19 protein-coding genes and 5 pseudogenes are annotated in these 25118 nt (G+C 59.9%); 5 read left to right on the top strand and 19 right to left on the bottom strand.

The window, feature by feature from the left end:
• Positions 1-326: 326 nt before the first annotated feature.
• The 4 genes from queC to IHQ72_RS32660 all read left to right on the top strand — a co-directional run bounded on the left by queC (position 327) and on the right by IHQ72_RS32660 (position 2742).
• Complete coding sequence (gene queC, locus IHQ72_RS32675) at positions 327-1025, top strand: 7-cyano-7-deazaguanine synthase QueC (RefSeq protein ID WP_258119878.1); 699 nt, start codon at positions 327-329, stop codon at positions 1023-1025.
• Positions 1025-1381, top strand: coding sequence for a 6-carboxytetrahydropterin synthase QueD (gene queD, locus IHQ72_RS32670; RefSeq protein WP_258119877.1), 357 nt, complete (start codon positions 1025-1027; stop codon positions 1379-1381). The genes queC and queD overlap by 1 nt, the downstream gene beginning before the upstream one ends.
• A gap of 5 nt (positions 1382-1386) precedes the next feature.
• The gene (gene queE / locus IHQ72_RS32665; protein ID WP_258124006.1) at positions 1387-2112 is read left to right on the top strand and encodes a 7-carboxy-7-deazaguanine synthase QueE; all 726 of its coding nucleotides are present in this window, start codon (positions 1387-1389) and stop codon (positions 2110-2112) included.
• Between the two features lie 144 nt (positions 2113-2256).
• Positions 2257-2742, top strand: a complete 486-nt coding sequence (locus tag IHQ72_RS32660) for a GNAT family N-acetyltransferase (RefSeq protein ID WP_258119876.1) — start codon at positions 2257-2259, stop codon at positions 2740-2742.
• Positions 2743-2958: 216 nt separating this feature from the next.
• Here the strand turns inward: IHQ72_RS32660 and IHQ72_RS32655 are convergent, their stop codons facing one another.
• The 3 genes from IHQ72_RS32655 to IHQ72_RS32645 all read right to left on the bottom strand — a co-directional run bounded on the left by IHQ72_RS32655 (position 2959) and on the right by IHQ72_RS32645 (position 4473).
• The gene (locus tag IHQ72_RS32655) at positions 2959-3315 is read right to left on the bottom strand and encodes a hypothetical protein (protein WP_258119874.1); all 357 of its coding nucleotides are present in this window, start codon (positions 3313-3315) and stop codon (positions 2959-2961) included.
• A gap of 496 nt (positions 3316-3811) precedes the next feature.
• A complete protein-coding gene (locus IHQ72_RS32650) occupies positions 3812-4249 on the bottom strand; it encodes a TA system VapC family ribonuclease toxin (RefSeq protein ID WP_258119873.1) in 438 nt (145 codons plus the stop codon).
• On the bottom strand, positions 4246-4473 hold the full coding sequence (locus IHQ72_RS32645; RefSeq protein WP_258119872.1) for a CopG family transcriptional regulator: 228 nt from the start codon (positions 4471-4473) through the stop codon (positions 4246-4248). Before IHQ72_RS32645 ends, IHQ72_RS32650 begins: the two co-directional genes overlap by 4 nt.
• 753 nt (positions 4474-5226) lie before the next feature.
• Between IHQ72_RS32645 and IHQ72_RS32640 the strand changes: the two are divergent.
• Positions 5227-6145: pseudogene (locus IHQ72_RS32640) on the top strand (DUF4158 domain-containing protein); the annotation flags it as partial.
• Positions 6146-6614: 469 nt separating this feature from the next.
• Here IHQ72_RS32640 and IHQ72_RS32635 read toward each other — a convergent pair.
• The 16 genes and pseudogenes from IHQ72_RS32635 to IHQ72_RS32560 all read right to left on the bottom strand — a co-directional run bounded on the left by IHQ72_RS32635 (position 6615) and on the right by IHQ72_RS32560 (position 25109).
• Positions 6615-8506 (bottom strand): annotated as a pseudogene (locus tag IHQ72_RS32635) (ABC transporter ATP-binding protein).
• Positions 8506-10359, bottom strand: a complete 1854-nt coding sequence (locus IHQ72_RS32630; protein ID WP_258124005.1) for an ABC transporter ATP-binding protein — start codon at positions 10357-10359, stop codon at positions 8506-8508. The pseudogene IHQ72_RS32635 and the gene IHQ72_RS32630 overlap by 1 nt, the downstream one beginning before the upstream one ends.
• Before the next feature lie 986 nt (positions 10360-11345).
• Positions 11346-12039, bottom strand: a pseudogene (locus IHQ72_RS32625) (IS6 family transposase).
• A 477-nt stretch (positions 12040-12516) separates the two neighbouring features.
• Positions 12517-13712, bottom strand: a pseudogene (locus tag IHQ72_RS32620) (IS91 family transposase).
• Between the two features lie 11 nt (positions 13713-13723).
• Positions 13724-14200: pseudogene (locus IHQ72_RS32615) on the bottom strand (tyrosine-type recombinase/integrase); the annotation flags it as partial.
• A 63-nt stretch (positions 14201-14263) separates the two neighbouring features.
• Positions 14264-15034, bottom strand: a complete 771-nt coding sequence (phnL, locus tag IHQ72_RS32610) for a phosphonate C-P lyase system protein PhnL (RefSeq protein WP_258119871.1) — start codon at positions 15032-15034, stop codon at positions 14264-14266.
• Positions 15035-15052: 18 nt separating this feature from the next.
• Positions 15053-15850, bottom strand: coding sequence for a phosphonate C-P lyase system protein PhnK (gene phnK, locus IHQ72_RS32605; RefSeq protein ID WP_258119869.1), 798 nt, complete (start codon positions 15848-15850; stop codon positions 15053-15055).
• Between the two features lie 9 nt (positions 15851-15859).
• Complete coding sequence (locus IHQ72_RS32600; protein ID WP_258119868.1) at positions 15860-16744, bottom strand: alpha-D-ribose 1-methylphosphonate 5-phosphate C-P-lyase PhnJ; 885 nt, start codon at positions 16742-16744, stop codon at positions 15860-15862.
• Positions 16741-17847 (bottom strand): carbon-phosphorus lyase complex subunit, encoded by a 1107-nt coding sequence (locus IHQ72_RS32595; RefSeq protein WP_258119866.1) that lies wholly within the window; start codon positions 17845-17847, stop codon positions 16741-16743. Before IHQ72_RS32595 ends, IHQ72_RS32600 begins: the two co-directional genes overlap by 4 nt.
• Positions 17848-18456 carry a phosphonate C-P lyase system protein PhnH gene (phnH, locus tag IHQ72_RS32590; RefSeq protein WP_258119864.1) on the bottom strand — a complete coding sequence of 203 codons (609 nt, stop codon included), beginning with the start codon at positions 18454-18456 and terminating at the stop codon, positions 17848-17850. It lies immediately after the preceding gene.
• The gene (gene phnG, locus IHQ72_RS32585) at positions 18453-18875 is read right to left on the bottom strand and encodes a phosphonate C-P lyase system protein PhnG (RefSeq protein WP_258119862.1); all 423 of its coding nucleotides are present in this window, start codon (positions 18873-18875) and stop codon (positions 18453-18455) included. Before phnG ends, phnH begins: the two co-directional genes overlap by 4 nt.
• A gap of 71 nt (positions 18876-18946) precedes the next feature.
• A complete protein-coding gene (locus IHQ72_RS32580; protein ID WP_258119860.1) occupies positions 18947-20122 on the bottom strand; it encodes an alpha-D-ribose 1-methylphosphonate 5-triphosphate diphosphatase in 1176 nt (391 codons plus the stop codon).
• 25 nt (positions 20123-20147) lie between these two features.
• Positions 20148-21431, bottom strand: a complete 1284-nt coding sequence (locus IHQ72_RS32575; protein ID WP_258119858.1) for an alkaline phosphatase family protein — start codon at positions 21429-21431, stop codon at positions 20148-20150.
• Positions 21409-23283: an ABC transporter ATP-binding protein gene (locus tag IHQ72_RS32570; RefSeq protein WP_258119857.1), complete on the bottom strand. Its 1875-nt coding sequence runs from the start codon at positions 23281-23283 to the stop codon at positions 21409-21411. Before IHQ72_RS32570 ends, IHQ72_RS32575 begins: the two co-directional genes overlap by 23 nt.
• Positions 23284-24174: an ABC transporter permease gene (locus tag IHQ72_RS32565; RefSeq protein WP_258119855.1), complete on the bottom strand. Its 891-nt coding sequence runs from the start codon at positions 24172-24174 to the stop codon at positions 23284-23286.
• Positions 24171-25109 carry an ABC transporter permease gene (locus tag IHQ72_RS32560; RefSeq protein WP_258119853.1) on the bottom strand — a complete coding sequence of 313 codons (939 nt, stop codon included), beginning with the start codon at positions 25107-25109 and terminating at the stop codon, positions 24171-24173. The genes IHQ72_RS32565 and IHQ72_RS32560 overlap by 4 nt, the downstream gene beginning before the upstream one ends.
• Between the last annotated feature and the right edge of the window lie 9 nt (positions 25110-25118).

Here is a 25118-nt window from a genome sequence, read left to right as displayed (position 1 = left end):
TGTCCTTGAACTTGGCCTTCTGCGCTACGACCGTGGACGCCATTCCTTCCTCGCTTCGCCAATCTACCCTGGCCTCTGCGAGCATCCGCTACTCGAACGCAGATTTCGTCGCCATGTCGTGAGGTCGCTTCGCATTTGTCCTGCTGAGCATACGCTTGGGTCTGAACGTCCACTGAAGAGGCTTAGCCCCGCTGTCGGGACCTGCTGCACCACGGCACGTCAGCGCAGCAGACTCCACGGGGTTCACAAAGTTGACTCGCTGGGGTAGGGGGAGCGCAGAGAAATCTCCGGTCGCAGCCTTACCCGGTCAAAACAAGGATACCACGATGAAGACTCTCGTCATCTGCTCCGGCGGATTGGACTCCGTTTCCCTTGCTCACAGAGTGGCAGCGGAGCACGAGCTCGCCGGCCTCCTGTCTTTCGATTACGGCCAACGGCACAGGAAAGAATTGGGCTTCGCGGCTCTCTGCGCGGAGCGACTGAACACTATGCACCAGATCATCGACATCTCCGAGGTCGGCCGCGGCCTTTTCGGCTCAGCCCTGACCGATAATGTTGACGTGCCCGACGGCCACTATGCCGAAGACACTATGAAGATCACGGTGGTGCCGAACCGGAACGCCATCATGTTGGCAATCGCCTTCGGTCTCGCCGCCGCACACAAGGCCGAAGCGGTGGCGATGGCCGTACATGGCGGCGACCATTTCATCTATCCAGATTGCCGTCCGGCCTTCATCGAAGCTTTCCAGATGATGCAAGACCGCGCGCTGGACGGCTACGCAGAGATTCGCCTTTATACGCCTTTCGTGAACCTCACGAAGGCGGACATCGTCGGGGATGGAGCAAGACACGGAACGCCATTTGCGGAGACCTGGTCATGTTACAAGGGCGGCGAGCGTCACTGCGGACGGTGTGGGACCTGCGTCGAGCGGCGCGAGGCGTTTCATCTCGCGGGGCACGCTGATCCAACCTACTACGAAGACGCCGACTTCTGGCTCGAGGCGCTGCGGAGGAGGAGCGCCTGATGTTCCGCATCACCAAGGAATTCCACTTCTCGGCCTCGCATCAGCTCACCTCTTTGCCTTCGGACCATCAGTGTGCGCGCCTGCACGGGCATAACTACATTGTCGAAGTGGAGCTTTCGGCGAAAGAACTGGACGCACACGGCTTCGTGCGCGACTATCACGATTTGGCGCCGCTCAAACGCTATATCGACGAGAGCCTCGACCATCAGCACCTCAACGACGTGCTGGGACATGAGCAAGTCACGGCGGAATACCTGGCCAGACATCTTTATGAATGGTGCAAGGCACGTCTGCCGGAAACCGCGGCCGTGCGGGTGAGCGAAACCCCGAAAACCTGGGCGGAATACCGGCCGTGACGGACATGCACCCCGCAATCCGTGTGAGCGAGATATTTGGGCCCACCGTCCAGGGCGAGGGAGTGCTAATCGGTTTGCCTACAGTCTTCATAAGGACCGGCGGGTGTGACTACCGCTGTTCCTGGTGCGACAGCCTCCATGCGGTGGACAATCAATTCCGCTACCAATGGAAGATGATGACAATCGATGCGGTGTGGCAAAGCGTCGTTGCGCTTTCCGGTGGTCGGCCAGTGATGGTGTCGCTGTCAGGCGGCAATCCGGCCATTCAGCCGCTCGATGCGCTCATCGAGCGGGGCCATGGTGAAGGTTACCGATTTGCGCTGGAAACCCAAGGTTCGGTGGTCAGGGACTGGTTTGCGGATCTTGACGTGCTGGTCCTCAGCCCAAAGCCGCCATCAAGCGAAATGAGCACCGATTGGGCTGCATTCGAGGCGTGCATAGAAGCGGCGCAGGAGAAGCCGCAGGTCGTGCTCAAGCTCGTTGTTTTCGACGAGCGTGACTACGACTACGCCAAAGGCACCGCCGCGCGATTTCCACGCCTTCCGGTCTATCTGCAACCCGGCAATCACACGCCACCGCGCCCTGGCGATGAAGGCGCGCCTGTCGATCTGGAAGGAATAATGAAACGCATGGAGTGGCTCGTTGAAAAGGTGACACGCGACAAGTGGTTCGAAGCGCGCGTGCTGCCGCAATTGCACGTTATGCTCTGGGGTAACAGGAGGGGCGTCTAGTCTCGCCTGCGTTGTGCGGGAACTGGACCTGCGGATCTTCGGCTGGACGGGTTGCCCATATTTGAGGGCCCGCCGGGGTACCTGCGGCGGTGCTGGGTGCTTTTGAGCACACACCGTAGCGGCTCAGCTACCGCTCGGGATATTGTGGCCGCTCTGGGCACCCGTGGTTCAATCCTGGCGCAGTTGACCTACCGCGCAGCTCGGTTATGGCGGAGCACCCATGGCAAGCGCCTGTACCGCCGTTCCTATGCGGATGTGCCTACCGCTTTCAAAGTCGGCGAGATTCCATCTGAGTTTATTCTGGGAGAGCTACAGGATATAGACACTCTGTTGGGGGCCTCTTTCTTCTATATCGACCAGAGCGGGGATCGTATCGGGCTCATCCACACCACGCAGCGAGGGGAAACGGAAGACAGCTCCAGTATCGACCTTGTGCTGGTGTCTGCGGATCACCGAAGCAGAGGGATCGGCTCAGTGCTCGTTGACGCAACGCTTCAAAGCCTGGCCTCTGATGGGCACACGGATGTTGCGTCTCTTACATGGCAAAGCAATGTCGGAATGAATGCGACCTTTAGCAAACGTGGTGGTCGTCGTGGGCTTGGCTACTTCACCTACACCATGGTCGCCTAGTCCTGTGACTATGACCCCTGGCATTGAGAAGCGTGGTTCTACATAGTGGAGTTGGCTCGGTCTCGCCGTGCTGGCGTTCCCGACGTTTGTAGTCACCATCGATCTGACAATTGTTCATCTTGCCTTGCCTGCCATCGCGGTCGATCTCAATCCCAGCGGTACGGAGATGCTTTGCATAGTTGTCCTTTATGCTTGGCCAACATCTTCACGCCAATGTCAGCTAGGCCCGATCTCCCTGCCGACCAGCGCGAGGACTCGGAGCCGGTCCGAGCCCTCCGGTCGCAGTGGATTGTGCAGCAGCGCCGTCGTCGCCTTGGCCTGCGGCTGCTCGAGCAAAGCGGGAGGCGCTCGTTGATGGGACAATCTGCCCTGGCGCCAGGCCTCCGCAAGATCCGAATCCCCGAGAAGGCGACGCACGGCCGCCGCGTTGCTGGCGACGTCGTCGCCGTCGGCCGGGATGTCCGCAACATGGCGCGCAAAGTGATCGGCGCCGTCTGCGCCGGACAGAAGAAGAGCACCAGGGTGGTCGTCCAGGCTCGGTTTGCCTTCCGCCTCCAGCAGATAAATGGCCATCGCCGTGAACTGCTTTTTGCGTTGGCGGGGAGGACGCAAGGCTTTGAATAGATTCAGGTCGATTGCTAGCTGTCGCGCTCGGCAGCCGCGAAAGCCGCGACTGATCGGCGCCCTTCGATCGCCGGACTCCATCGCCTCCGGCCGCCAAGCAGATCATTGCCAAGGTCGCGGGTAACAAGCCTCTGCCGCATCGAAAGGGTTATCTGCTGGAGGACTAGACGTGATGTCCATGGGTGCTTTGGCTTGGTCGCTCGATGATCGAGGTTGGCCTTCGCATAGGCGTGTTCGAAGGCATGAACCCTGATGGCTTCCTTGATCAATAGGGCGACCGAGCCGCCGGCCGGCGCCTGCTGTCGTGGAGCCGCCGTCTGCTGGGCTGTGGCGTCGTAAATGACGCTGCGACGTTGGACATCGCGGCAATGCCCTCCGGAGACGGCGGAGGCGCAACTCGGTGACATCTTGCCTTGGGCCCAGTTTGTAAGGACACTCCGGCGATCTATCTTGCGGGGATCAGATGCAGTGCGGATTTCCCGCCTCTCACGGCCGCCGTCGACAGCTTGCGGTCGAAGCTCGCCAGATGGCCACTATGCGCCTTAGCGAGCGCAAGAAGATAGATGTCGGTAACCTGTGCTGAAGTCAGGACTTTTGCCGCATCAATGTCGCCTGAGCCGACGAGGCTCACATCGTCGGGCCAGAAGCTGTGGCCGGGCAGGGCGCGTAACTTAGTAACGATCTGCGCGACGACAGCAGGCGAACCGGGAGAATTGGGATATTTCGGATTGCCGATGATGCGGATGACGCCGTTTTCGGTGATGGGACAAGTGGCCCATGCGGCGTGACCGGTCGCTTCGAACCAGCCATGCGCGTCGTCATGGCCGACATGGCCAGGATCGATCAGCGCGATCAGTACATTGACGTCGAGCAGGAAGGTCACGGCAGCTTGTCACGCAAGGCATTGACCGTCTCAAGCGTGACAGGAGGTGTATCCGACCGAGGCGACAGCAGAGGAATCCCGTTGCGCTCGCCGCCGGCCTGCGGGCGGCGCAGTGAGCGCCGGGCGAGATCGGTGATGATCTCACCGACGCTGCGATCCTGCTGCCGGGCCATGGCCTTGGCCGCGAGCAGGACGTCGTCATCTATCGCTAGTGTCGTTCTCATATCGACCTCCTGGTGCGCATCAATCATCACGCATCATATAGCGCAGCGAGGACAGCCACTCAAGCCGGACCCGCTGGGAGCGGCGAAACTCTATCCAAGAGAACCGTCGCCAAAGCGATGTGACCGACGTGGAACGGCTCCTCGCTATCCAACGAAATCTCCAGCCAGGCATAGGTCGCCTCGATCTTCGCGACCGTCGCGCAAAGGGGCCGTAGGCGGCCGCCCAGGCAGCGGCCACGCCGCCGACGCCCGACTGCATGAAAAAATGGGGAGGTTGGCAAATCCCGCGGAGCGCCTCGCGCGCAATGGCTGTGTAGCCTGCATCGCTCGTAGATCGGCGAGGAGGTATCACAACGATTGTCCAGCCATTCTCGTCGGCGACGCCATCTGCCTTTACAACGGGATCGTTGGGGGTAGTGGTGCTTCGGACAATCTCGGCGCTGTGCCATCGATCGTCAAGGCCGGCCTTGACCTGCCAATCCAGATCGCAATGTTCCAAGTCGAAGCGGCGCCGATTGCAGATCGGCGCTGATCCCCCGATGCCGATTTACTCTGGTCGATCGAGGATCACCCGTGCGGCCGCGATCAGGTCCGACGGAATGGGGCCGGAACAAGAGCTGTTCAGAATTTGCGCTAAGCCCGAACGAAAAGTGAACACCCGGATGTTCGCTGTGGATACGTCATTTGCCTCCTGTACTGCTAGGCTGCTTTGGACAGAGGCTTGGCCACTACCGTTCTAGAGTGGAGTGGAAAGTGGCCCGACGTGCGCTACTCAAAGAACACGAACGAAAGACGCTACTCGCCATTCCGATCGACGAAGACAGTCTGATCCGGCACTATTCTCTTGCGCCGGCCGATTTGTTGGAAATCCAGCTACGGCGGCGCGAACACAATCAGCTCGGCTTCGCGATCCAACTCTGCTTAATGCGCTATCCCGGCCGGCCACTGTTCGCCAACGAGGGTTCCGCGGAAAGCTATGCTTGACTATGTTGCTGGGCAAGTAGGTGCAAGCTCGACCGCATTCAGGTTGTATGCCCGTCGTGAGGAGACCCGCAGCAATCACATTGCTCATCTCCTAGGTTATCTACGGAAGCGAAACGCAACTGCCGAAGATCGGCGTGCCGCATTGCTGACGGCTATCGAGACGGGCTCAACAACAGACGCCGGTGCTTCGATAGCTGGCGCCATTGTGGCGGAGTTCCGCAATCGAAATTCGCTGCTCCCGGCGGCCAACATTATCGAGCGGATGGGGATCGCGGGTCGCGCTATAGCTCGTCGGCGTGCGGAAAAGACGCTGATCGAAGGCCTTTCGTCTGATAGGCTGCAATCCCTCGACCGTCTTCTGGAGGTTGACCAAACCATCGGGCAGACGCGCTTTCTTGGCTGCGATCCTCGCCAGAAGCACCTGGTGCATCGAACTTGGTCGGGCTCGCCGACCGTATCGCCTATCTGCGGACGCTGGAGATCGATCCGAAACTGCAGGTCCGCATATCATCTGGCCGCTGGGACCAGATGATCCGTGAAGGCAATGCTACGCCGGCCTGGCTGGCCAACGACTTCAATGCCAGTCGTCGACACGCTCTGATCGTGGCGCATGTCATCAAACTCAGCCAGGGCTCACCGACGATGCTGTTACGATGTTCATCAATTGATGGGAAGGCTGTTCTCTCAAGGTCTCGGTTGAAGAAAGTCCAAGAGGTCATCAGGTGGTGCAAGTGCTGGAGATCAGCGATCAGATCGCGAAACGCCGGCAGATACGCGCCGCGCTGGAGAGTCCACCGCTGATACGGGTGCGCAGCTGAAGAGCCATGGCACGGTCAAATGGTACAATCCCGAAAAAGGCTTCGCTTCATTCATGCTACCGCGTTGAACCGCTCAGGACTCAGCGTGCTGGTGGAGGGCCAGAAAGTGTTTGTCGAATGCGGGCAGGGCAAGAAAGGACTTGGAAGTCCGAAGCATCCTGCTCGGCGTCGCCGCTCATGCTGGCGAAGTGCAGGACGGCGATTTACGGCGGTGGGGTTTCTATCACAATACGTCGCCTCCCAAAGCCAACGCTAGACAGTCAGAATCTCTGTGCACGGTCGTTACTTCCACTTAGCAGAAGGCGGCAGAGGCTATCTGTCCGGCTCCGCGAGTCCTGCTCACGTCGCTTTGCCGACGGCCGCGTCCATTCCCATCTCGTCCTCGGATATGTCGTCGAACGAAGCGTAGTTCATGTTGTAGAGACGGGCGTAGAGGCCTTTTTTGCCATCAGCTGTTCGTGGTTGCCGCTTTCGACAGTCTCGCCGTTCTGCAGCACGATGATTCGGTCGGCGCCGCGGATGGTGGCCAGGCGATGGGCAATAACCAGCCCTGTCCGGCCTTCCAGCAGTTTTATCAGCGCCTTCTGGATCAGCATCTCCGTATAGGAATCGATGCTGGCCGTGGCTTCGTCGAGTACAAGGATCTTGGCGTCGGCCACCAGCGCCCGCGCAAAACTGATCAGCTGGCGCTGGCCGAGCGAGAGATTGCCGCCACGCTGCTCGAGTTCGGTGTCGTAGCCATCGGGCAAGTTCTCGATGAAGTCGTGCGCGCCGACGGCCAGTGCGGCGCGGACCACCTCTTCGCGGCTGGCGCCGGTTTTATGATAGCGGATGTTCTCCAGCACCGTTCCTGAGAACAGGAACGGCTCCTGCAGCACCATTGCCACCTGCTCTCCGAGCGAACCCTGTGTCAGGTCGCGCACATCGTGCCCGCCGACCAGGACCTGACCCGACCAGACATCGTAGAAGCGGTGCACCAGCGCCATCGAACTGGACTTGCCCGATCCGGTGGGGCCGACAAGTGCTACGGTCTCGCCCGGATTGACGCGGAAGGAGACGTTCTTCAGCACCGGCAGATTTTGCCGGTAGCCGAAGGTGACGTTCCTGAACTCGACCGAGCCGTCCATGTCGCGCGACAGCTTAACAGCATTGTCCTTGTCGCTGACGTCCACCGGCACGTCGAGCACTTCGGAGATGCGCTGGCCCGAAGCCATGGCGCGCTGCATCACGCTGTACTGCATGGTGAGCGAGCGGATCGGGTCGAAGAAGCGCTGGATGTAGAACAGGAACGCCACCATTACGCCGACGTCGAGGCTGTGCGACAGCACCATCGAGCCGCCCACGACGATGACTGTCGCCATGGCGAACCCGGTCAGCGTGTCGACGATCGGCACCATCACCTGCGCATACCTGGCCGACCTCAGATGGGCATTGAGATTGGCCAGCACCTTCTCGTCATATAGATCGAAATTGACATGCTGGCGTTCCAGGCTCTGTACCGTGCGCACGCCATGGATGCCTTCGGCCAGCGCACCGTTGGCGATCGAGTTGGTTTCATGCGCCGCCATGAAGGCGACCTTGGCGCGCGGCAGCCAGAAAAGGCGCACGATGAACAGCACCGGCATGGTCGACAGCGTCAGCAGCCCGAGCCGGAAATCGAGCCAGAGCAGGACGCTGACGATGCCGAACAACAGCACGATGTCGCCCACCGACATCACCGACGTTTCAAGGAATTCCTGCATCGAATTCACGTCGCCCTGCAGGCGCGACATCAGCCGGCCGGCCTCGGTCTTGTCCATGAAGCTCAGCGAGACCCGCTGCAGGTGGCTAAACATGGCGCGGCGCAGGTCGGAGAGCACGTTTTCGGCCACCTTGCCGACGACGCTCTCCTGCATATAGCTGGCGCCGTAGTTGATGAGGATGATCGTCGCGAAGGCGCCCGTCGCCCAGATCATCACCGACCGGTCGAGCGTGCCCGCCGCCATGCCTTGGTCGATGGCGTAGCGGATGACCAGCGGGATCGCCAGCTGCGTCAGCGTGAACACCAGGACCGCGGCGACCGAGATGAAAATCCGGCCCCGATACGGTTTCACGAAGCTCCAGATGCGCCGCACGATGCGCGGATCATAGGCCTTGCCGAAGACTTCTTCCTCGTCCCGGTGCGAGCCGACGACCGCCTTTGTCGGCCGCCCGCTGGTGTCTTCCTTCTCGTCGCCGCTATGTGTCGACATCACGCGGCTCCCGTTACAACGGGTCGGTCATCGTCCGGCCGCAGCTGCAGGTCGTAAAGGGCGCGGTAGCGTCCGCCGAGCGCCAGCAGTTCCTCATGCGTGCCGCGCTCGACGATCCGGCCGCCCTCCACGAACAGGATCTGGTCGGCATGCATCAGTGAACTCAGCCGGTGCGAGATGATGAGCGTCACGCGGTCCTTGGCGAAGCGTTTCATCGCTGCCCGGATCCGCTGCTCGGTGCCGGCGTCGATGGCAGCAGTTGAATCGTCGAAGACCAGCACCGATGGCCGCAGCATCAGGCTGCGGGCGATGGTCAGGCGCTGGCGCTGGCCGCCGGAAAGCGACGCGCCGCGTTCGCCAACGACTGTGGTGTAGCCGGCGGGAAGCCCGATGATGTAGTTGTGCAATTGGGCATACTCGGCGGCTTGCCCGATGCGGGTCTCGCGCGCCCATGGATTGCCGTAGGCGATGTTGTTCTCGATCGACGTGGTGAACAGGAATGCGTCCTGCTGCACCACGCCGACCGCCTTGCGCAGCGATTGCAGCGTGACCTTGCTGATGTCCTGGCCATCTATGGTGATGGCACCTGACATCACATCGTAGAAGCGCGGGATCAGGTGCGCGATGGTCGACTTGCCGCTGCCGGGCGGACCGACAATGCCGATGGTTTGGCCGGATCTTGCCTCGAAGCATATCCCGGATAGCGTCGGGCGGCCAGCGCCCGCGTAGCGGAAGCCGACATTGTCGAAGCGCAGCACACCATCAGTGACGACAAGATCCCTGGCGTCGGGCGCGTCCTCGATATCGAGTTCGGTGTCCAGCAGTTCGAACAGACGTGTGCCGCAGGTCGAAGCGCGGGCGAATGAATTGACCATCAGGCCGAGCTGGCGCACTGGCATCTGCAAGATGGTCATGAAGGTGAGGAACTGGGCCAGCGTGCCGACGCTGATCTGGCCCGCAATCACCTTCTGGCCGCCGAACCAAAGCACCAAGCCCATGGCGGCGAGGAACGAGAAGTTCATGGCGCTGGTGTTGCTGACGCGGATGCCGACGCGCTGGTTGGCGAGGTCCAGCGCATCCTGCTTGGCGCGGTCGAACTTTTCCAGCTCTTGCCGCTGCGCCGCAAAAGCACGCACGACACGGATGCCACCGAGGTTCTCATCCATCACCCGGCTCAGCACCGACAGCCGCTCTTGCAACGTCAGCCAAGTGCTGCGCAGCGCCAGTTGCGTGACCGAGGACCGCCAGGCGACGAACGGCACGAAGCTCAGGCTGAGCAGCCCGAGCACGAGATCGGTGCTGATCAGCAGATAAGCGCCGACGCCGATCAGCACGCCGAGCAGCACGACGCGCAGGATGCCGGTGGAGAAGAACATGCGCACGCCGTCGAGATCGAGCAGGCCGAGCGTGATGAGATCGCCGGTATGGACCCGGTCGTGGAAGGAGAAGCTCAGGCGCTGGATCTTCTCATAGAAAGCCAGCCGCAGTTCATAGCCGGTCCGGTGGCCGACGGCCTCGCCATAGTAGTTCTGCGCCATAGTGAAGAGGCCGCGCAGGATGCTGACGACGAGCAGCGTGAGCGCCGTGTTCCACAGCGCGTGCTCTGCCGCAGGACCAGCACCGGCAGTTAAGACACCCTGCGCCTGGTCGATGGCGCGTCCCAGCAAGCGTGGAATGAAAAGCTGCAGCGTCGCGGCAATGAAGGTCGAAACGATGGTGATGGCGACTTGCCAGGGATGGCGCAGCGTCATTCGCACGATACGCAGCAGGGTGCTGAGGCCTTTGCCCCACAAGGCTTCCGCCACATGGACAAACGATTTGCCGCGCTTCGCCGCGCCGCTGGTTGCATCCATACGCAAGGGAAATATCCAGACCACTCCGGGACATTAGCCCGGACGAATGAAGCAGACTCAATTCAGATGGCGCGATGGTACGCGTGTCCGACTTGACCGTTCAAGGGGCCAATGGCGGCATCGCACTATGCCTGAAAGGCGTGCAGCCATTGGTCGTCGCCGCGTCCGCAAAATGCAGCCCGGCGCGGCGAGCGCCTCACGTCACGAAATTCGTCCGCAGATAGCGTCGAGGCCTTCGATGCTGCTCTTCGAGCCATAGGAGCTCGGGCCGATATGCGGCAACGCTTATACCGAGTTCGCATATTTCAAGCTCAACCACTACCCTTGCGCGCGTTCCGAGACGTTTGGCCCTCGCTATCGACGGGCGGTTTGCCTCGCGAACGCTTCCTTAGACGCGTCAGCCGGCCAGTATTCCGGCGTCGCGGGCGCCTCGACGAAAGCCTGTCGCGCGAATTCGGGCGGCTGCTCGCCCTTCAGAACACGCCTCGCGGGCCCGGCTTGTGGCGCGGACCCCATTCCGTCGGCCAGCTGCGGAGAAGACACTCGGCCGCCGCTCGGGTCGAAGGGATATTGATCCTTTGTCGCGCGCGCCCAGCTCCACACGGACATAGCTCTTCCAACGCTTCGTGTCCAAATCGCCCGCCAAGAGCTTCCCTCAGTTCACCAACGGTCTTGAAAGAAATCGTCCGGATGGTCCGACCAAGCCTGGCCTGCCCGAATCCGTGGCGAGACATTCTGGAAAAGGCAACAAATGTCTTGCTGGCACCTGCCGAACCGGGACGAAAGTCATGCCAGACCTACAGGAATGGCCCGATATCGAATTTTTGCTGACCATAAAGTGGTCCTGAAAGTTGTGTTGTTTCGGCGACGTTAGTGCATCAAGCCTGCCGATCGCAGGGCGTCCTCGGTGACTTTTCGTATGCCCGCGGCGGAGGGTTCTGTCGCAAATCGTGCTTTGTTACAACGGCACGCTTTCGCGCCGATGATCATGCTGCAAGGATTTCGAACTGCTCGGCGATCGAGGGACGTGGATTATAGGCGAACCTCGCCTGCCGTTTGCGCATCATGTGAACCATCTCGATGCCGGAAAGGACGGCATCGGCACTCGCCATCGACTTGAAGCCGAGCATTGACCGAGTGCGGCGCTTGATGCGCCGATGGTCCTGCTCGATCCAATTGTTGAGATACTTGCTCTTGCAGATGCGGATCGGCTTCAGCGCTCGTCGAGATCGATTCCGCAGACGGTGTTCGGCGTCGCAGGAAATGATCGCCTCATGATTGGTCGGGCTGCCGTCGATGACGATGCGATCCGCTGCCGTGGCGCTCCAGGGCCTTCCGGAAGAAGCGCTTGGCTGCCGGCAGGTCGCAGTGTTCGCCGAAGATGAACTCGACCGTGTCGCCGACGCCGTCGACGGCACGATAGAGATACATCCATTGGCCGCGTATCTTGATGTATGTCTCATGTGCCACTTGCCGGTGACGGCGCGCTTGCGCCCGTTGAAGCGCTCCAGAAGCTGGGGCGAGAAGTGAACGACCCAGCGGTGCACCGTCGAATGGTCGACGTTCAGGCCGCGTTGGGCCATCATCTCTTCCAGATCGCGCAGGCTGAGATTGTAGGCCAGATACCAAGCGCACGCACAGCAAGATCACTGATCGGTCGAAATGACGGCCTTTGAACATAGCAAGCGAACTCCCCGAAAGAAGAGAGGCCTTCGTGCCAGATATGGGTTGCAATTCCGTTTGCGACAGAACCCGCTGATCAACACCTGCTTATGCCGCGCGCGGCATAATGCAGAGCGTTTTTAGCTTGGCGTCGCGCAGAAAAGCGGGTGGCGAGAGCGCGCTGAGGTGTATCGCGACGGTGAGCTAAAAACGTGTTGGACTAAGCCGCCGGCACGGGTGACCGCTATGGGCGTTCAATCAGGCCGTGGCCATGAACAGGCATGGCGTGGGCGCGGATGGGTTGTGGACGAAGGGATTGCAGGGGTCGCGTGCGCCGAAAGCGGCACGGATATAGGTTCGGCAAAGTGAGGACCGGCGTCGCGCCTTGCCCGGCAGAGGCTGCCGGGGGTGACGGCGCGCAGCTTCGCGGGGCCGCTCGGTTTTCCGGCCGAACGGCTCGTGCGATAGGGTGACGGCGAAAGCGGAGCGGTTCTTTCATGACGTATCCCAGTATGGCGGGGGTCCAGTGGTGCCGTCGAAGGTTTCGAGGATGATCATCTGGCCTTGACGACAGGCGGGGCATTGCCTGAGGGAATGCCCGGTGAGGTCCTCATAGCGGTCGCGATAATCCCTTTCGGATGAGCCATCCGACGGCTCGGGAACCGGCATGCCGAGCAGGTCGCGGCAGTGGGCGAGCTTTTGCGCGCGGTAACGATTGCCGAGAAAGCCGTAGTAGCGGATGCGATGGAAGCCCTCGGGCAGGACGTGCAACAGGAAGCGGCGAATGAACTCATCGGCGGCAACGGTCATGACCTTTTGCTGACTGCCGTGCCGATAGTCCTTCCAGCGAAAGGCGACTTTGCCGTCCTCGATGGCGACGAGGCGATTGTTGGAAATGGCGACGCGATGGGTATAGCGGCCGACGTAGTCGAGGACCTGGGCAGGTCCCGCGAAGGGCGGTTTGGCAAGACGACCCACTCAGCCTTTCGTAGCGGCGCCAAATAGCGCCGGAAGGCGTCGCGCTCGCTCAGGTGCTGCAGGCCAGAGAAAAACTGCAACTGGCCGGCGTCGAAGGCTTTCTCCAGGTGCTCCAGAAACAATCGTCGGAACACGCGTGAGAGCACCCGGACCGGCAAGAAGCCGGGCTTGCAGGCGATCCACCGACGACCGTCGGCAGACAGGCCGCCGCCGGCGACGACGCAGTGCAGATGCGGATGATGAAGCAGGTTCTGGCCCCAGCTGTGCAGCACGGCGAAGAAGCCGATCTCGGCGCCCAGGTGCTTGGGATCGGCGGCGATGGTGCGCAGGGTCTGGGCGGCGGCGCGGAAGAGCAGGCTGTAGACGAGCGCCTTGTTCTGATAGGCAATGGCGGCAATGGGCTCCGGCAGCGTGAAGACGACGTGAAAGTATTGTGTATCGAGAAGCTCGGCGCGACGATCCTCCAGCCATTGCGCGCGGGCCAGTGATTGGCAGCGGGGACAATGCCGGTCGCGGCAGCTGTTGAAGGCGATGCGCCGGTGGCCGCATTGATCGCATGCTTCGATGTGCCCGCCGAGCGCGGCGGTCCGACACAGTTCGATCGCCGTCATGACTCGGCGTTGGGCGGTCGACAGCGACGCGTCATGCTGTGCGCGATAGGCTTCGCCGTAGCAACGGAAGATATCCGCCACTTCCGGCCCCGAGCGGGCCATTGCCGCGCCGCTCAGAAGTATTGCGGCTTGGCGGGCGGCGGCACGGTGGGCGCCGGACGCGGCAAGAGCTCGAAGGGGCTCGATGTGGCGCAGACTTTGTTGGTGGCGATCCGCAGGTAATGGGCGGTGGTCGCGAGGCTGCGGTGACCGAGCAGCAGTTGAATGGTGCGCACGTCGGCGCCGGCCTCCAACAGATGGACGGCGAAGGCGTGCCGCAAACTATGTGGCGTGACCGGTTTGGACAATCCGGAGAGGTCGCGCGCTTTCGCGCAGGCTTGTCCCACCGCACTGCTGGTGATCGGCTGGCCGGCACGATCGCCGGGGAAGAGCCACGCCTCTGGCCGGCGCATCTTCCAATAGTCGCGCAGAATCTCCAGCAGCTTGGGCGACAGCATCACATAGCGGTCCTTCTGACCTTTGCCCTGCTCGATGCGGATGACCATTCTCTGGCTGTCGATGTTCGTGGGCTTCAGCTGCACCGCTTCCGTCGATGACGGGTCAGATGATAGCCCTGGACGGCGGACAGCACCTTGCTTAGCAAACACCAGATGTCATTGTACCGGAATAGAGTCTGGCGAACGCATGCTGAGACCGACCGGCTCTCCCTCAATGTTCGAGATAGTCTTTCGCGCGGCCGTTATCGCACGGACCTCAAACAGGCGGTCCGCGACGAAATCTCGAACCTCTCCATCGTGGAAGATGCCGACGATGGCGGCGCCGCGAGCCTTGGCTTCGTTGATGAGGTCTACCACGGTTGCGCGATTGGCGGCATCGAGCGATGCAGTCGGCTCATCTAGGAGCAGGATTGGGTAGTCGACGATGAAACCGCGGGCGATGTTGACGCGCTGCTGTTCGCCGCCGGAGAAGGTGGCAGGTGCGAGCGACCACAGCCGTTCGGGGATGCGCAGGCGAGTGAGCAGGGTCATTGCGAGCGCTTTGGCCTCGTCTGCCGGCATACCGTTGGCGATCGCGGGCTCCGCAACGACATTGAGGGCGGTTACGCGAGGGATAACACGCAGGAACTGACTAACGTAACCGACCGTGCGGCGGCGGATTTCCACGACTTCCCAGGGTTCCGCAGAAAGCAGATTGACTGTCTCACCGAGATGTTCGACGAGAATTTGTCCGGCATCTGGTTTGTAATTGGCATAGAGCGAGCGCAGAAGCGTCGACTTGCCGGCGCCGGACGGGCCGTGCAGGCACACGCATTCGCGGGCTTTCACCGCGAGGTCGATGTCTTTGAAGACCGGGAGGACAATGCCTCCCTGGGTGTGGAGTGTGAAGGTCTTGGTAAGACCCTTTGCATGCAGGCGAATGGTCATGATGATATCCTTGCCGCCTCAAACCTGCAGGACGGAGGAGACTAGCAGTTGAGTATAGGGATGATGGGGATCGTCGAGGACCTGGTCGGTCAGGCCTTCCTCGATGACGCGGCCGCGCTGCATGACCATCAACCGGTCGGCGAGGAGCCGCACTACGGCAAGGTCGTGGGTGACGATGATGACTGCCACGCCAAGTTCACGTACGAGGCCGCGCATGAGATCGAGCAGTCGGGCCTGCACAGAAACGTCGAGCCCGCCGGTCGGTTCATCCATGAAGACGAGGCGGGGCTTGGTGACAAGGTTGCGAGCGATCTGTAGGCGCTGCTGCATGCCACCGGAAAAGGTATTAGGCGTACCGTCGGTTCGCTCGATGTCGATCTCGACTTTCCTCAGCCAGTCCTGTGCTTCGGCTCGAATGTTGCCGTAGTGCCGCGCTCCGATAGCCATCGGCCGCTCGCCTACGTTACCACCTGCGCTAACGTCCATTCGCAAGCCGTCGCGTGGGTTCTGGTGGACAATGCCCCAATCCGTGCGCGCGAGCCGGCGCCGCTCCGGCTCAGAGAACGCAAGAATATCCATCGGTCCGCGGTTGTGCACGTCGTAGACTATAGCGCCCGCATCCGGTTCCAGCCTTCCCGACAAACACGCCAGCAACGTCGATTTGCCTGAGCCGCTTTCACCGACGATGCCGAGCACCTCGCCGGGTCGGATTGCGAAGGAGATGTCGAGGCAGCCGACTTGACCCCCATAGGATTTCGAAAGACCGCAGACATGCAGCAGAGGCGGTTTTGGGAGAAGCTTGTTGATCGCGCCCATCGTCATTCCCTATCGCCGTTGCCCGGAGCCCTGGGGGGCAGATGCCTGGCGGGTTTTGCAGAAGTCGGTGTCCGAGCAGACGAACATCCGGCTACCCTTGTCGTCAGTGATCACCTCGTCCAGATAGCTAGCGGTTGAGCCGCAGAGCGCGCAGCAACCTTTCCAGGTCTGCACTTCGAACGGATGATCATCGAAATCCAGGCTGCGCACCGAGGTATAAGGTGGGATTGCGTATATGCGCTTCTCTCGACCAGCTCCAAAAAGTTGGATTGCCGGGCAGTCCTGCATCTTCGGGTTGTCAAATTTCGGGATCGGGCTGGGTGACATTAGGTGTCGACCATTAACGATGACGGGGTAGTCATAGGTCTTCGCAATGTGGCCGAAGCGAGCTATGTCTTCGTAGAGTGTTACCTGCGTGGGACCGTATTCGGAATATGCATGCATCTTTCGCGTCTCGGTCTCGCGGGGTTCCAGGTTTCTTAATGGCTCCGGTTGCGGAACCTGATAAACAAGAACTTGGCCCTCTTTGAGGGGCGCCTCGGGAATCCGATGGCGAGTTTGAATCACTGTGGCATCTGCAGTTCGTTCCGTCGTTCGGATGTCGCCAACGATCTCGAAGAATCGCCTTATCGAGACGGCATTGGTGGTGTCGTCCGCACCTTGGTCGATCACCTTAAGCTGGTCGTCGGGCCCGATGACGCTTGCGGTAACTTGAATTCCCCCAGTTCCCCACCCATAGGCAAGTGGCATCTCGCGTCCACCGAAGGGCACTTGATACCCCGGGATCGAAAGAGCCTTGAGTAGGCTGCGCCGGATCATGCGTTTTGTCTGCTCATCGAGATACGCGAAGTTGTAGGCGCTCTCATCCGGATCTAACTCGATACGATCGGTCATTCCGCCGCCTCATTTGGTTGGCTGGCCTCGTATTCAGCGCGTAGCTGCCGCACGAGTTGAAGTTCGGCTTGAAAATCGACGTAGTGCGGCAACTTGTAGTGAGAGACGAGCCCAACAGCTTCGATACTATCAGAATGCGAAAGGACGAACTCCTCGTCCTGGGCCGGATATCGGACCGGTTCGCCTAGCTCCCTGCTGCGCAAGGCGCGGTCAACGAGCGCCATCGCCAAGGTCTTGCGTTCGCATTCCCCAAAGGAAAGGCCGTATCCACGTGTAAACTGCGGAGGCGCTGTTTCGGACCCCCGAAACTGATTGATCATTTGGCACTCCGTAACTGTAATTTCTCCGATCTCAATCGCGAAGCCTAACTCATCTGGAACAATCACAACTGCGACCTCACCCATCCGGATCTCGCCGACAAACGGATGGGCGCCGCCGTATCCTCGCGTCGTGGAGTACGCGAGGCCTAAAAGGAAACCCTCGTCGCCGCGTGCGAGGTTCTGCATGCGCTGATCACGTCCTGCCGGGAAGACAGTCGGCTCTCGGGTGAGGTCGAACACCGGCTCGGTCGGATTGCGATTCGCCAATTCAGGCTCAATCAAACCCTCGTCGCCGAGAATATCGAGGACCCGCGGCATTGCCGTATCCAGTGGTACGTCTGCGACCTCCGCTTGTTGCCGTTCGACATCCCCATCGGCCGCAAGTCTGAAGTCCAGCAGGCGATGCGTATAGTCATAAGTCGGTCCTAGCACTTGGCCGCCAGGGAGGTCCTTGAAAGCTGCTGAAATCCGTCGCCTCAAGCTGATATTTGCCGTCTCCAAGGGCTCGGAGATCGCAATACGTGGCAATGTCGTGCGATACGCTCGAAGAAGGAAAATTGCTTCAAGCGCGTCGCCTTGGGCTTGCTTCAACGCCAGTGACGCAAGGTCAGGATCGTAGACGGATCCCTCCACCATTACTCGGTCGACTGCCAGGCCAAATTGCTCCCGAATTTGGCCCAGGCTGAGCTCGCCAAATTTCAGATCGCCGCGCCGCGCCTCGGCAATCAGTTTGTGCGAATTGACGATGGCAAATTCGCCACCTTTCACAGCGACATATGTCATTCAGCTCTCCACCTTGATCGTGCGCGGGAGACCGAGAACCGAACGGTCACATGTGAAAACGACGTCGACACCACGGGGGTAGAGTTCTCGATTGAGATCCCAATCGGACCAAAAGCTCTCCGGCATCCCGGCTATTCCTATTTCAAGCGTTCCCCTAATTCCCGGCCCCGTCCAGCGACGTTTCGGTCCTTCGGTGAGCGATTGCACCTCGACCACCAACGTGGTCGAGCGATCCGGATATGCGTCGTCACCAGGATGAAAGAAGGATAGCGGAGGCATGGCTCCAAGATCCGAAAGAACGGCAAAGCGGACCGCAACTCCCGGTTCTCGAAGAATGCGTGCGCCACAATGGAAGTGGAGGTATGCGATCACCTCACTCGAGGCCGTCGCCTCATCGAGCCACAGCGGTGTGTCGATATCCGCCAGGGTCAAGCACAGTGCGGCCGCCGCGCGAGAAAGCGGCGTTGGCGCTGTGGATGGGGACTCCAAGGTTTGGATCCGCCCGGGGTAGGCAGTCGCAAACATGACACTGCGAAACACTCCCTGACTATCGAAGACAGGATCATCAAAACCGGGTTGCAAGGCGACCATCGTTGGAGTGATGATCATGCCGGATTCTCCCCGCGAACCATGGTGAAAAAGTCCACTCTGGTGGAAGCCGCTTTGCGGCTAGCCAGAGTGCGCCGCTCGATTTGCTTCGCCAGCAGCGGCTGAATAACGCTCAACATAACCGCGTCGTACTTTTCTGGCTTTTGGAGCAGCGCATCCATGATCGCGGCCAGCTCGGCGTGCCGGCGGTCACGGCCTTGCACGTAGGCGAGCCCTACTGTGCCGCATGCAAGCCGAAGTGCACACCGGGTCACAGTCATTTCGCCCAGATTAAACGGATTTCCAGTGCCGCCTAACCGCCCCCGGACCAGTACAAGACCTATGTGCGGCCTTCGGAGCCATTCGATGGGCGGACGATTGCCAATATTTTCGGCGGCCTCTTCAAGAGCCTCACGCGAAGCGCATGCGAGGATTCCCATCCAGCGTTGGCGCTCCCGCGAAGATGTTTCGACTATGTGCTCTTTCCGCTCAGGAAAAGCTCGATCAGTATTCATAGAACCCGAATCCCTTCGACCCAAATGCCCCGGATCGCCGGTGTTCCATCAAAAATCGCGACTTGAAGGAGGTCTGCACGTAGACCCGGCTCGATGCGTCCTCGATCGGTTAGACCGATCGCCCGAGCGGGGTTGTTCGTGACCATCGCAACCGCGTCCGATAAAGCCACTCCTTGATCGGCCAGCGCGAAAACCGATTGGAGTAGGCTCGAGGGTACGTAGTCCGAAGTTAGAATATCGAGCAAACCTTCGGCGAGCAGGGCTTTCGCGCTGACGTTGCCGGAATGGGATCCGCCGAGCACAATATTCGGAGATCCCATCACGATCTGCATCCCGAGGCCGCGCGCTCGTCGCGCCGCCGCGACGGTCGTCGGGAACTCACAGAGTGTGACCCCTTCAGCATACGACTCGTCGACATCCGCGGTGGTCGTATCGTCGTGGCTCGCCAGCGGGATCTTCCGCTCGCCGCTGACAGATGCGATCTGCCTGCGGAACGACGGAACATATGTCACCTGCGCCTGTCGGCTCTCAGAAATGTGGAGTTCGAACTCGGCGTCCGTCCAGACCAGCCCCTTCTTCTTCCGGCGGAAGTCTCGATAAATAGCGAGATCGCGCCATTGTCTCTGGCCGGGCGTGTGATCCATTACGCTGAGTAGCTTTAGACTCTCATGACCGAGATAAGGCTCCACGATCTCCATCAACGTCCGGTCTGAGACTTCACACCGAAAATGGAAGAAATGGTCGGCCCGCAATATCCCGCGTTGCTTGGCTTCAGACAAAGCTTCGATCGCCGACCGCAGCATGGAGCTGCGCGAGCCACCGCTGTCATAGTCACCAAGAGAAAGCGCGTCGAGGACCGTTGTAACCCCGGCGCCGATCATTTGCCAATCATGCGCCATCGCAGCTCCGACCGCAGATGGCCATTGTACATTGGGCCGTGGATAGAAATGATTCTCGAGATTGTCCGTATGAAGGTCGACGAATCCGGGCAGCAAGTAATCGCCGCCAAGATCGACACCGCCGATAGACGATTGATTGTCGTTTGTTACTGCGGCAATAAGACCATTTTCGACATAGCAAGATCCAGTAAGTACTTCTCCGTTCGAGACGATTCGGGCATTGTACAAATGGTTCGACTGACTTGCCGCTGGTTGCACCCTCTCCATAAGCATGGGAAACATCACCTTTTCTCTGTTTTTATATCCAGGCCAGGCCGTGCGCGCTGGGCAAATCGAGGCCGAGGGCCTGTGCGATAGTCGGAGCAACCTGCGTCAGGTCTCCCGAGGCGATGCATCCGCGAGCTCCGGCGCCGGCCACGATTGCGATTGCATCATCACCCGGATGTCCGGGACTGAGACCATGTGTGGAGACAATCGAAGGCGAACCGGTCGTCTCCGTCATCGCCGATTTGTCGGGGCGCCGTTCGAACGCGTAGCCCGTGGGGGCTACGAACGTTATAAGCCCCTTGGCGCGGACGGCGGCGGGCAAATGCATCCCATCGAGAGGAGCCACACCCAGGCGAGACAGCCGATCGGCTATGATCAGCGCCTCGTTGACATCTGTCACAACAACATTGAGAGAAGCGCCCTCGCTCGTCCAACTATCGTGTGGCACGACAAGCTCGGGATAAATCGCCGTGTGAATCGGAGCCTGCCCGTGATCGCTCGCAATAATCACGACGTAGTCATTCAATCGACCAGCCTTCGACAAGCGGTGCATTAAGAGTCCCACCGCCATGTCAGCGGTCTGATATGCCCAGTTTGTCGCAGCAGAATCGAAGCCGTGATGATGTTGGATTACGTCTGTGATTGAGAATTCGGTTAGGATGAGATCTGGCGGTTGATCACCGCAGGCCAAGTCGCCGGCGAGCCGAAGCATCAACTGATCGCTCGCTAGGCCGATCATGTGAGGATGTAGCCTGACATCCGCCGATTGGCTCGACCCAGCGGTGAGCGGAGCATTCAGGAATGGGGAAAGCCGCCGTTTTGGGTCTCGGCGCACCGGTGCCACATTTGCATTTTCGCGGCGGGACGGGATTTTGATGTTCGACGGCCCCTTGTATTGCAGATGTTCCCACCAAGGGTCGATCTGTACAGTGGTATCCTCAGGTCTCAGCAGACCGAAGCCGAGGCCCACAACATCAAGGCCGGCTTCGAGCGCCGCTTGAGCGACGGTCGTAGCCTGAACATCGTTTTCGGTTGCTGGACGAAAAAAGTCACCATCCAGAATAGAGTTGCCATAAACTCCATGGATGGAAGTATCCACCCCGGTAAGAATCGTCGCTCTTCCTGGCCTGGACGTCCCGGGGGTGGCGGGCTGAACCCGCTCCGCAAAAAGATTGCTATCCGCAAGAGCCGCCAGATAGGGCATGCGTTCTCTATGTTCCAAAAAATAGTTCGCGCCGAGGGCATCGATAAGTACAAAGATGACTTTATTCTTTTTCGCCATAAGACTTCTTTCACGATGCAGATAACCGCTCACGTCCATTATCGGTGGTTTCGGACCACGGCATCAGACGGGCGACTGGGATGAGCGTTTTGCTGTATGGATGCTGCGGTCGCTCGAACAAATCTTCCGAACGACCGATCTCGCAAATAACACCATCTTTGATGACGGCAACCCGATCCGCAATCGAGCGTATAACGGCCATATCGTGCGACACGAAGACGATGGCACAACCGGTTTCAGAGCGGACATCATCAATTAGCTTGAGGACAGCTGCTTGAACTGAGACATCGAGCGCGGACGTGATTTCGTCGCAAAGTAGTAGGTCGGGGCCTGCAGCGCATGCTCGCGCAATGGCGACTCGTTGGGCTTCGCCGCCGGATAGATGTAGCGGCAGCCGATCTAGATAATCCGACGGCAAACGAACGAGCTCGAGAAGTTCGATGGACTTTCGCCGGCACTGCTCGCCATTCATTCGAAAGTATAGTCTCAGCGGCGCGCTGATCGCCTGCAGCACAGTCTGGCGGGGGTTCAATGCTGCTGCCGCGTTCTGCCACACGAGCTGCACCCGGCGGCGGAGTTCGAGTGCGCGGTCAGGGCAAAGCCTGTCATCGATCCGAAGTTCGCCTACCGAAGGCGCAATCACACCGGCCATAACTTTGAGGAGCGTGGATTTTCCTGAACCCGACTCTCCAACAATGCCCAAGGTCTCGCCGCGATTGACCGACAGATCGACCGAATCCAGCAGCCGCTTAGACCCTCGCTTGCTCGCTCGATAAGCGCGATCGCCAATTGGCCGGCCAGAGCGAATGTCGACGCAGACCTGTGAGATCGTCAGGAGCGGAGAGCATGGGATCTCAACTCTCTGCTCTGCTCGCGCCGCGGATTTCGGTTTCTGAAGGTGCCGCCCCCAAGGGTGATGGCAAAGAAGCGACCCTTCGAGGAACGTCGCTTGTGCCGGCTCGGCGTTGCGACACTCGGCGGTTGCCCTCACACAGCGCTCTGCGAATGCGCAACCAGAGATCCTCTCGTTCGTGCTAGGCGCCTGCCCCTCTATGACCTCAGGGAGAACTCTTTCGTCCATCCGCGGGAGAGCCGCCAAAAGAGCTCGGGTATAGGGATGCTTGGGACTTGCAAGCAGCGACGAGGATCGCCCGTCTTCAACAATACGTCCCGCGTACATCACCGCGAGACGTGTGCATAAGCTGGCGGCAACGCGGAGATCATGTGTAATGCAGACGATCGCTACGCCTTCCTTCGTCGCGAAGTTCCGCAGGAGATGAAGAATCGCCTCTTGGGCGCTCGCGTCGACGCCAGCGGTCGGCTCGTCCAGAATTAGAATTCGCGGCTTTGCGGCGAGCGCGAGAGCAAGGGCGCTGCGCTGCTGCTGACCGCCGGAGAGCTCGTGTGGGTGCCGCGAAATTACCGCTTCGCCATCAAGACCGAGAGAGTTGAGAAGGGATTGTGCGATTGCGTTTAGACGTCGAACATCACCCCGGATTCTGAACCTCAAGACTTCTCGGATCAGCGCGCCAATGGAGCGCGTCGGCGTTAGCGCAAGACCTGCGTTCTGCGGAACGTAAGAGATTTCCCGGCGTCGAACGTCATTCAGCTGACGCGCGGAGGCTCTCAGGAGGTCAAGCTCGTCGATCCGTACGCTCCCCGATCGAGCCACAAGTCCGGCTTTAATGGCGCCGCACATGGCTAGCGCAAGCGTGCTCTTGCCGCTACCCGACTCACCGACAATTCCTAGTACGTCTCCTGGGAATAGACGTAATGCCGTTCGGTCCACTACCGGGCGCCCTCGACCGTCGGCGCAGGAGATCGTCAGATCCCGAACCTCCAAGACTCGCCGCCGAGACGAGTGTGGATGTGCGTTTCCGCTCATTTATTGCTCCTGCGACGAGATTTGGAGAGCTCGATCGACTCCGATCGCCTTGGCACTAGCGTCTGCGAGAAGATTCAAGCCAACGATGAGACTCGCTAGGGCGACGCAAGGACTTAAGATAGCCCATGGGGCGACGCTCAGGACGTTGCGCGCGTCGGAAATCATAAGCCCCCAATCGGGTGATGGCGGCGCGACGCCAAAGCCAAGAAATGATAATGAACTGAAACCCAGAAGCATCGAGGACCAACGTATGGCTCCATCGACCGCTATGACATCGACGATGTTGGGTAGGATCTCGCTGAGGAGAATCCTTATGGATGTCTCGCCTCTGGCCCGTGCGGCAGCAACGAAATCAGCCGTCGCTACAGCTCTCGTCGCCGATCGCGCAACGAGAACAGCGCCATTGCCGTAGAATATCGCCAGCGCAGGTATGAGCGCGAACACCCCAAAGTTCGCTATTCCAGCGAGGAGGAGCAGGGCAAGGAGATAAGGAAAGGCCCCGATCACCTCGACGAGGCGCTGGATCACTTCGTCGACCGTCCCACCCTTATAGGCGGACAAAACACCCACCATGGCGCCCCATGTCACGGCAAGCAAAGTTGCGACGCCGGTAACGAGCAGCGCCGATTGCCCACCAACGATCGTACGTGAGAATACATCTCGTCCGAGACCATCGGTTCCGAGGAAGTGCGCGAGCGAAGGCGGCAGCAGGATCGTATTCGACAGTTGTTCAAGCGGATCGTGCGGAATAAGCAACCCGCCGAAGACTGCGAGGGTCAGATGCACGATCGTCAGCCCGGCGCCAACCATTCCCGATGGCCGCGAGAGGATCTGTCCCAGAATAGAGGTGGTTCCGCTAAATGCGAGTTGTGTTGGGGTCGACGAGCTCATGCCGACTTTCCCATCCGAGGATCGATCCTCTTTGAAATGATGTCAGCGAGAAAAGTCAGTGCCCCGTATGTGCACACGAAGACAAGGACAGTTGCCTGCAAAACCGGCATATCTCGGTCATAGATGGCCTGGAGCGTGAGGGTTCCAATCCCGGGATAGTTGAACACTCGCTCGATGACGACGACGCCACCGAGCGAGGATGCTATGCTCAATGCCGAAATGCTTAGGACCGGCGGTAACGCGCTCGGGAGTGCGTGCACGACGCAAAGCCTCAGCCGACGAATGCCACGCAATCGAGTTGCCAAGATGAAATCGCTGGAGAGCGCCTCGATCATACGGGTTCGAGTGACACGCATGATATGAGCCGACATGTGAAACGATAGCACGACTGCCGGCAGAACAAGGCTCGGCAACATGGCGGTGATAGGAGCATCGGCCGGAAAAACGGAGATGGCTGGGAGCCATTGGAGTTCGAGGGCGAATACGAAAATCAGAATGGTCGCGATAACGAATTCGGGCGTAGCCACCGCAACGAGGACAGTCGATGAAACCAGCAGATCGAAGACTGAATCCCGCCAGACGGCTGCGAGGACACCAAGTCCTATCGATAGGGGGACAGAGATTGATGCGGCTGTTCCGCCAAGAAGAAATGTATTGCGAACACGCGGCGCAAGGATCTCCGCAACCGGGGTGCCGGTTGTCAGCGATGTCCCAAAGCGGCCCGCTGCCATATCGGAGACCCAATCAAAGAAGCGTAGAAGAAGCGGGCGGTCCAACTGAAGATCGAGGCGGCATTTCGCCAAGGTGTCGCCAAAAGCGTCTTGTCCGAGAAAGGCAGTGCAGGCATCCCCCGGCAGCAGCTGTAGAGCGATGAAGGAGAGACCAAGGATGGCGACGGTTGACAGCACCCTCGTGAGGAACGACGAGCCAAACATTTAGTCGCT

It is taken from the genome of Mesorhizobium onobrychidis, from assembly GCF_024707545.1.
Taxonomy (GTDB): Bacteria; Pseudomonadota; Alphaproteobacteria; order Rhizobiales; family Rhizobiaceae; genus Mesorhizobium; species Mesorhizobium onobrychidis.
Note: the sequence above shows the minus strand (reverse complement) of the source record. Positions and strands in the feature narration are given on the sequence as shown.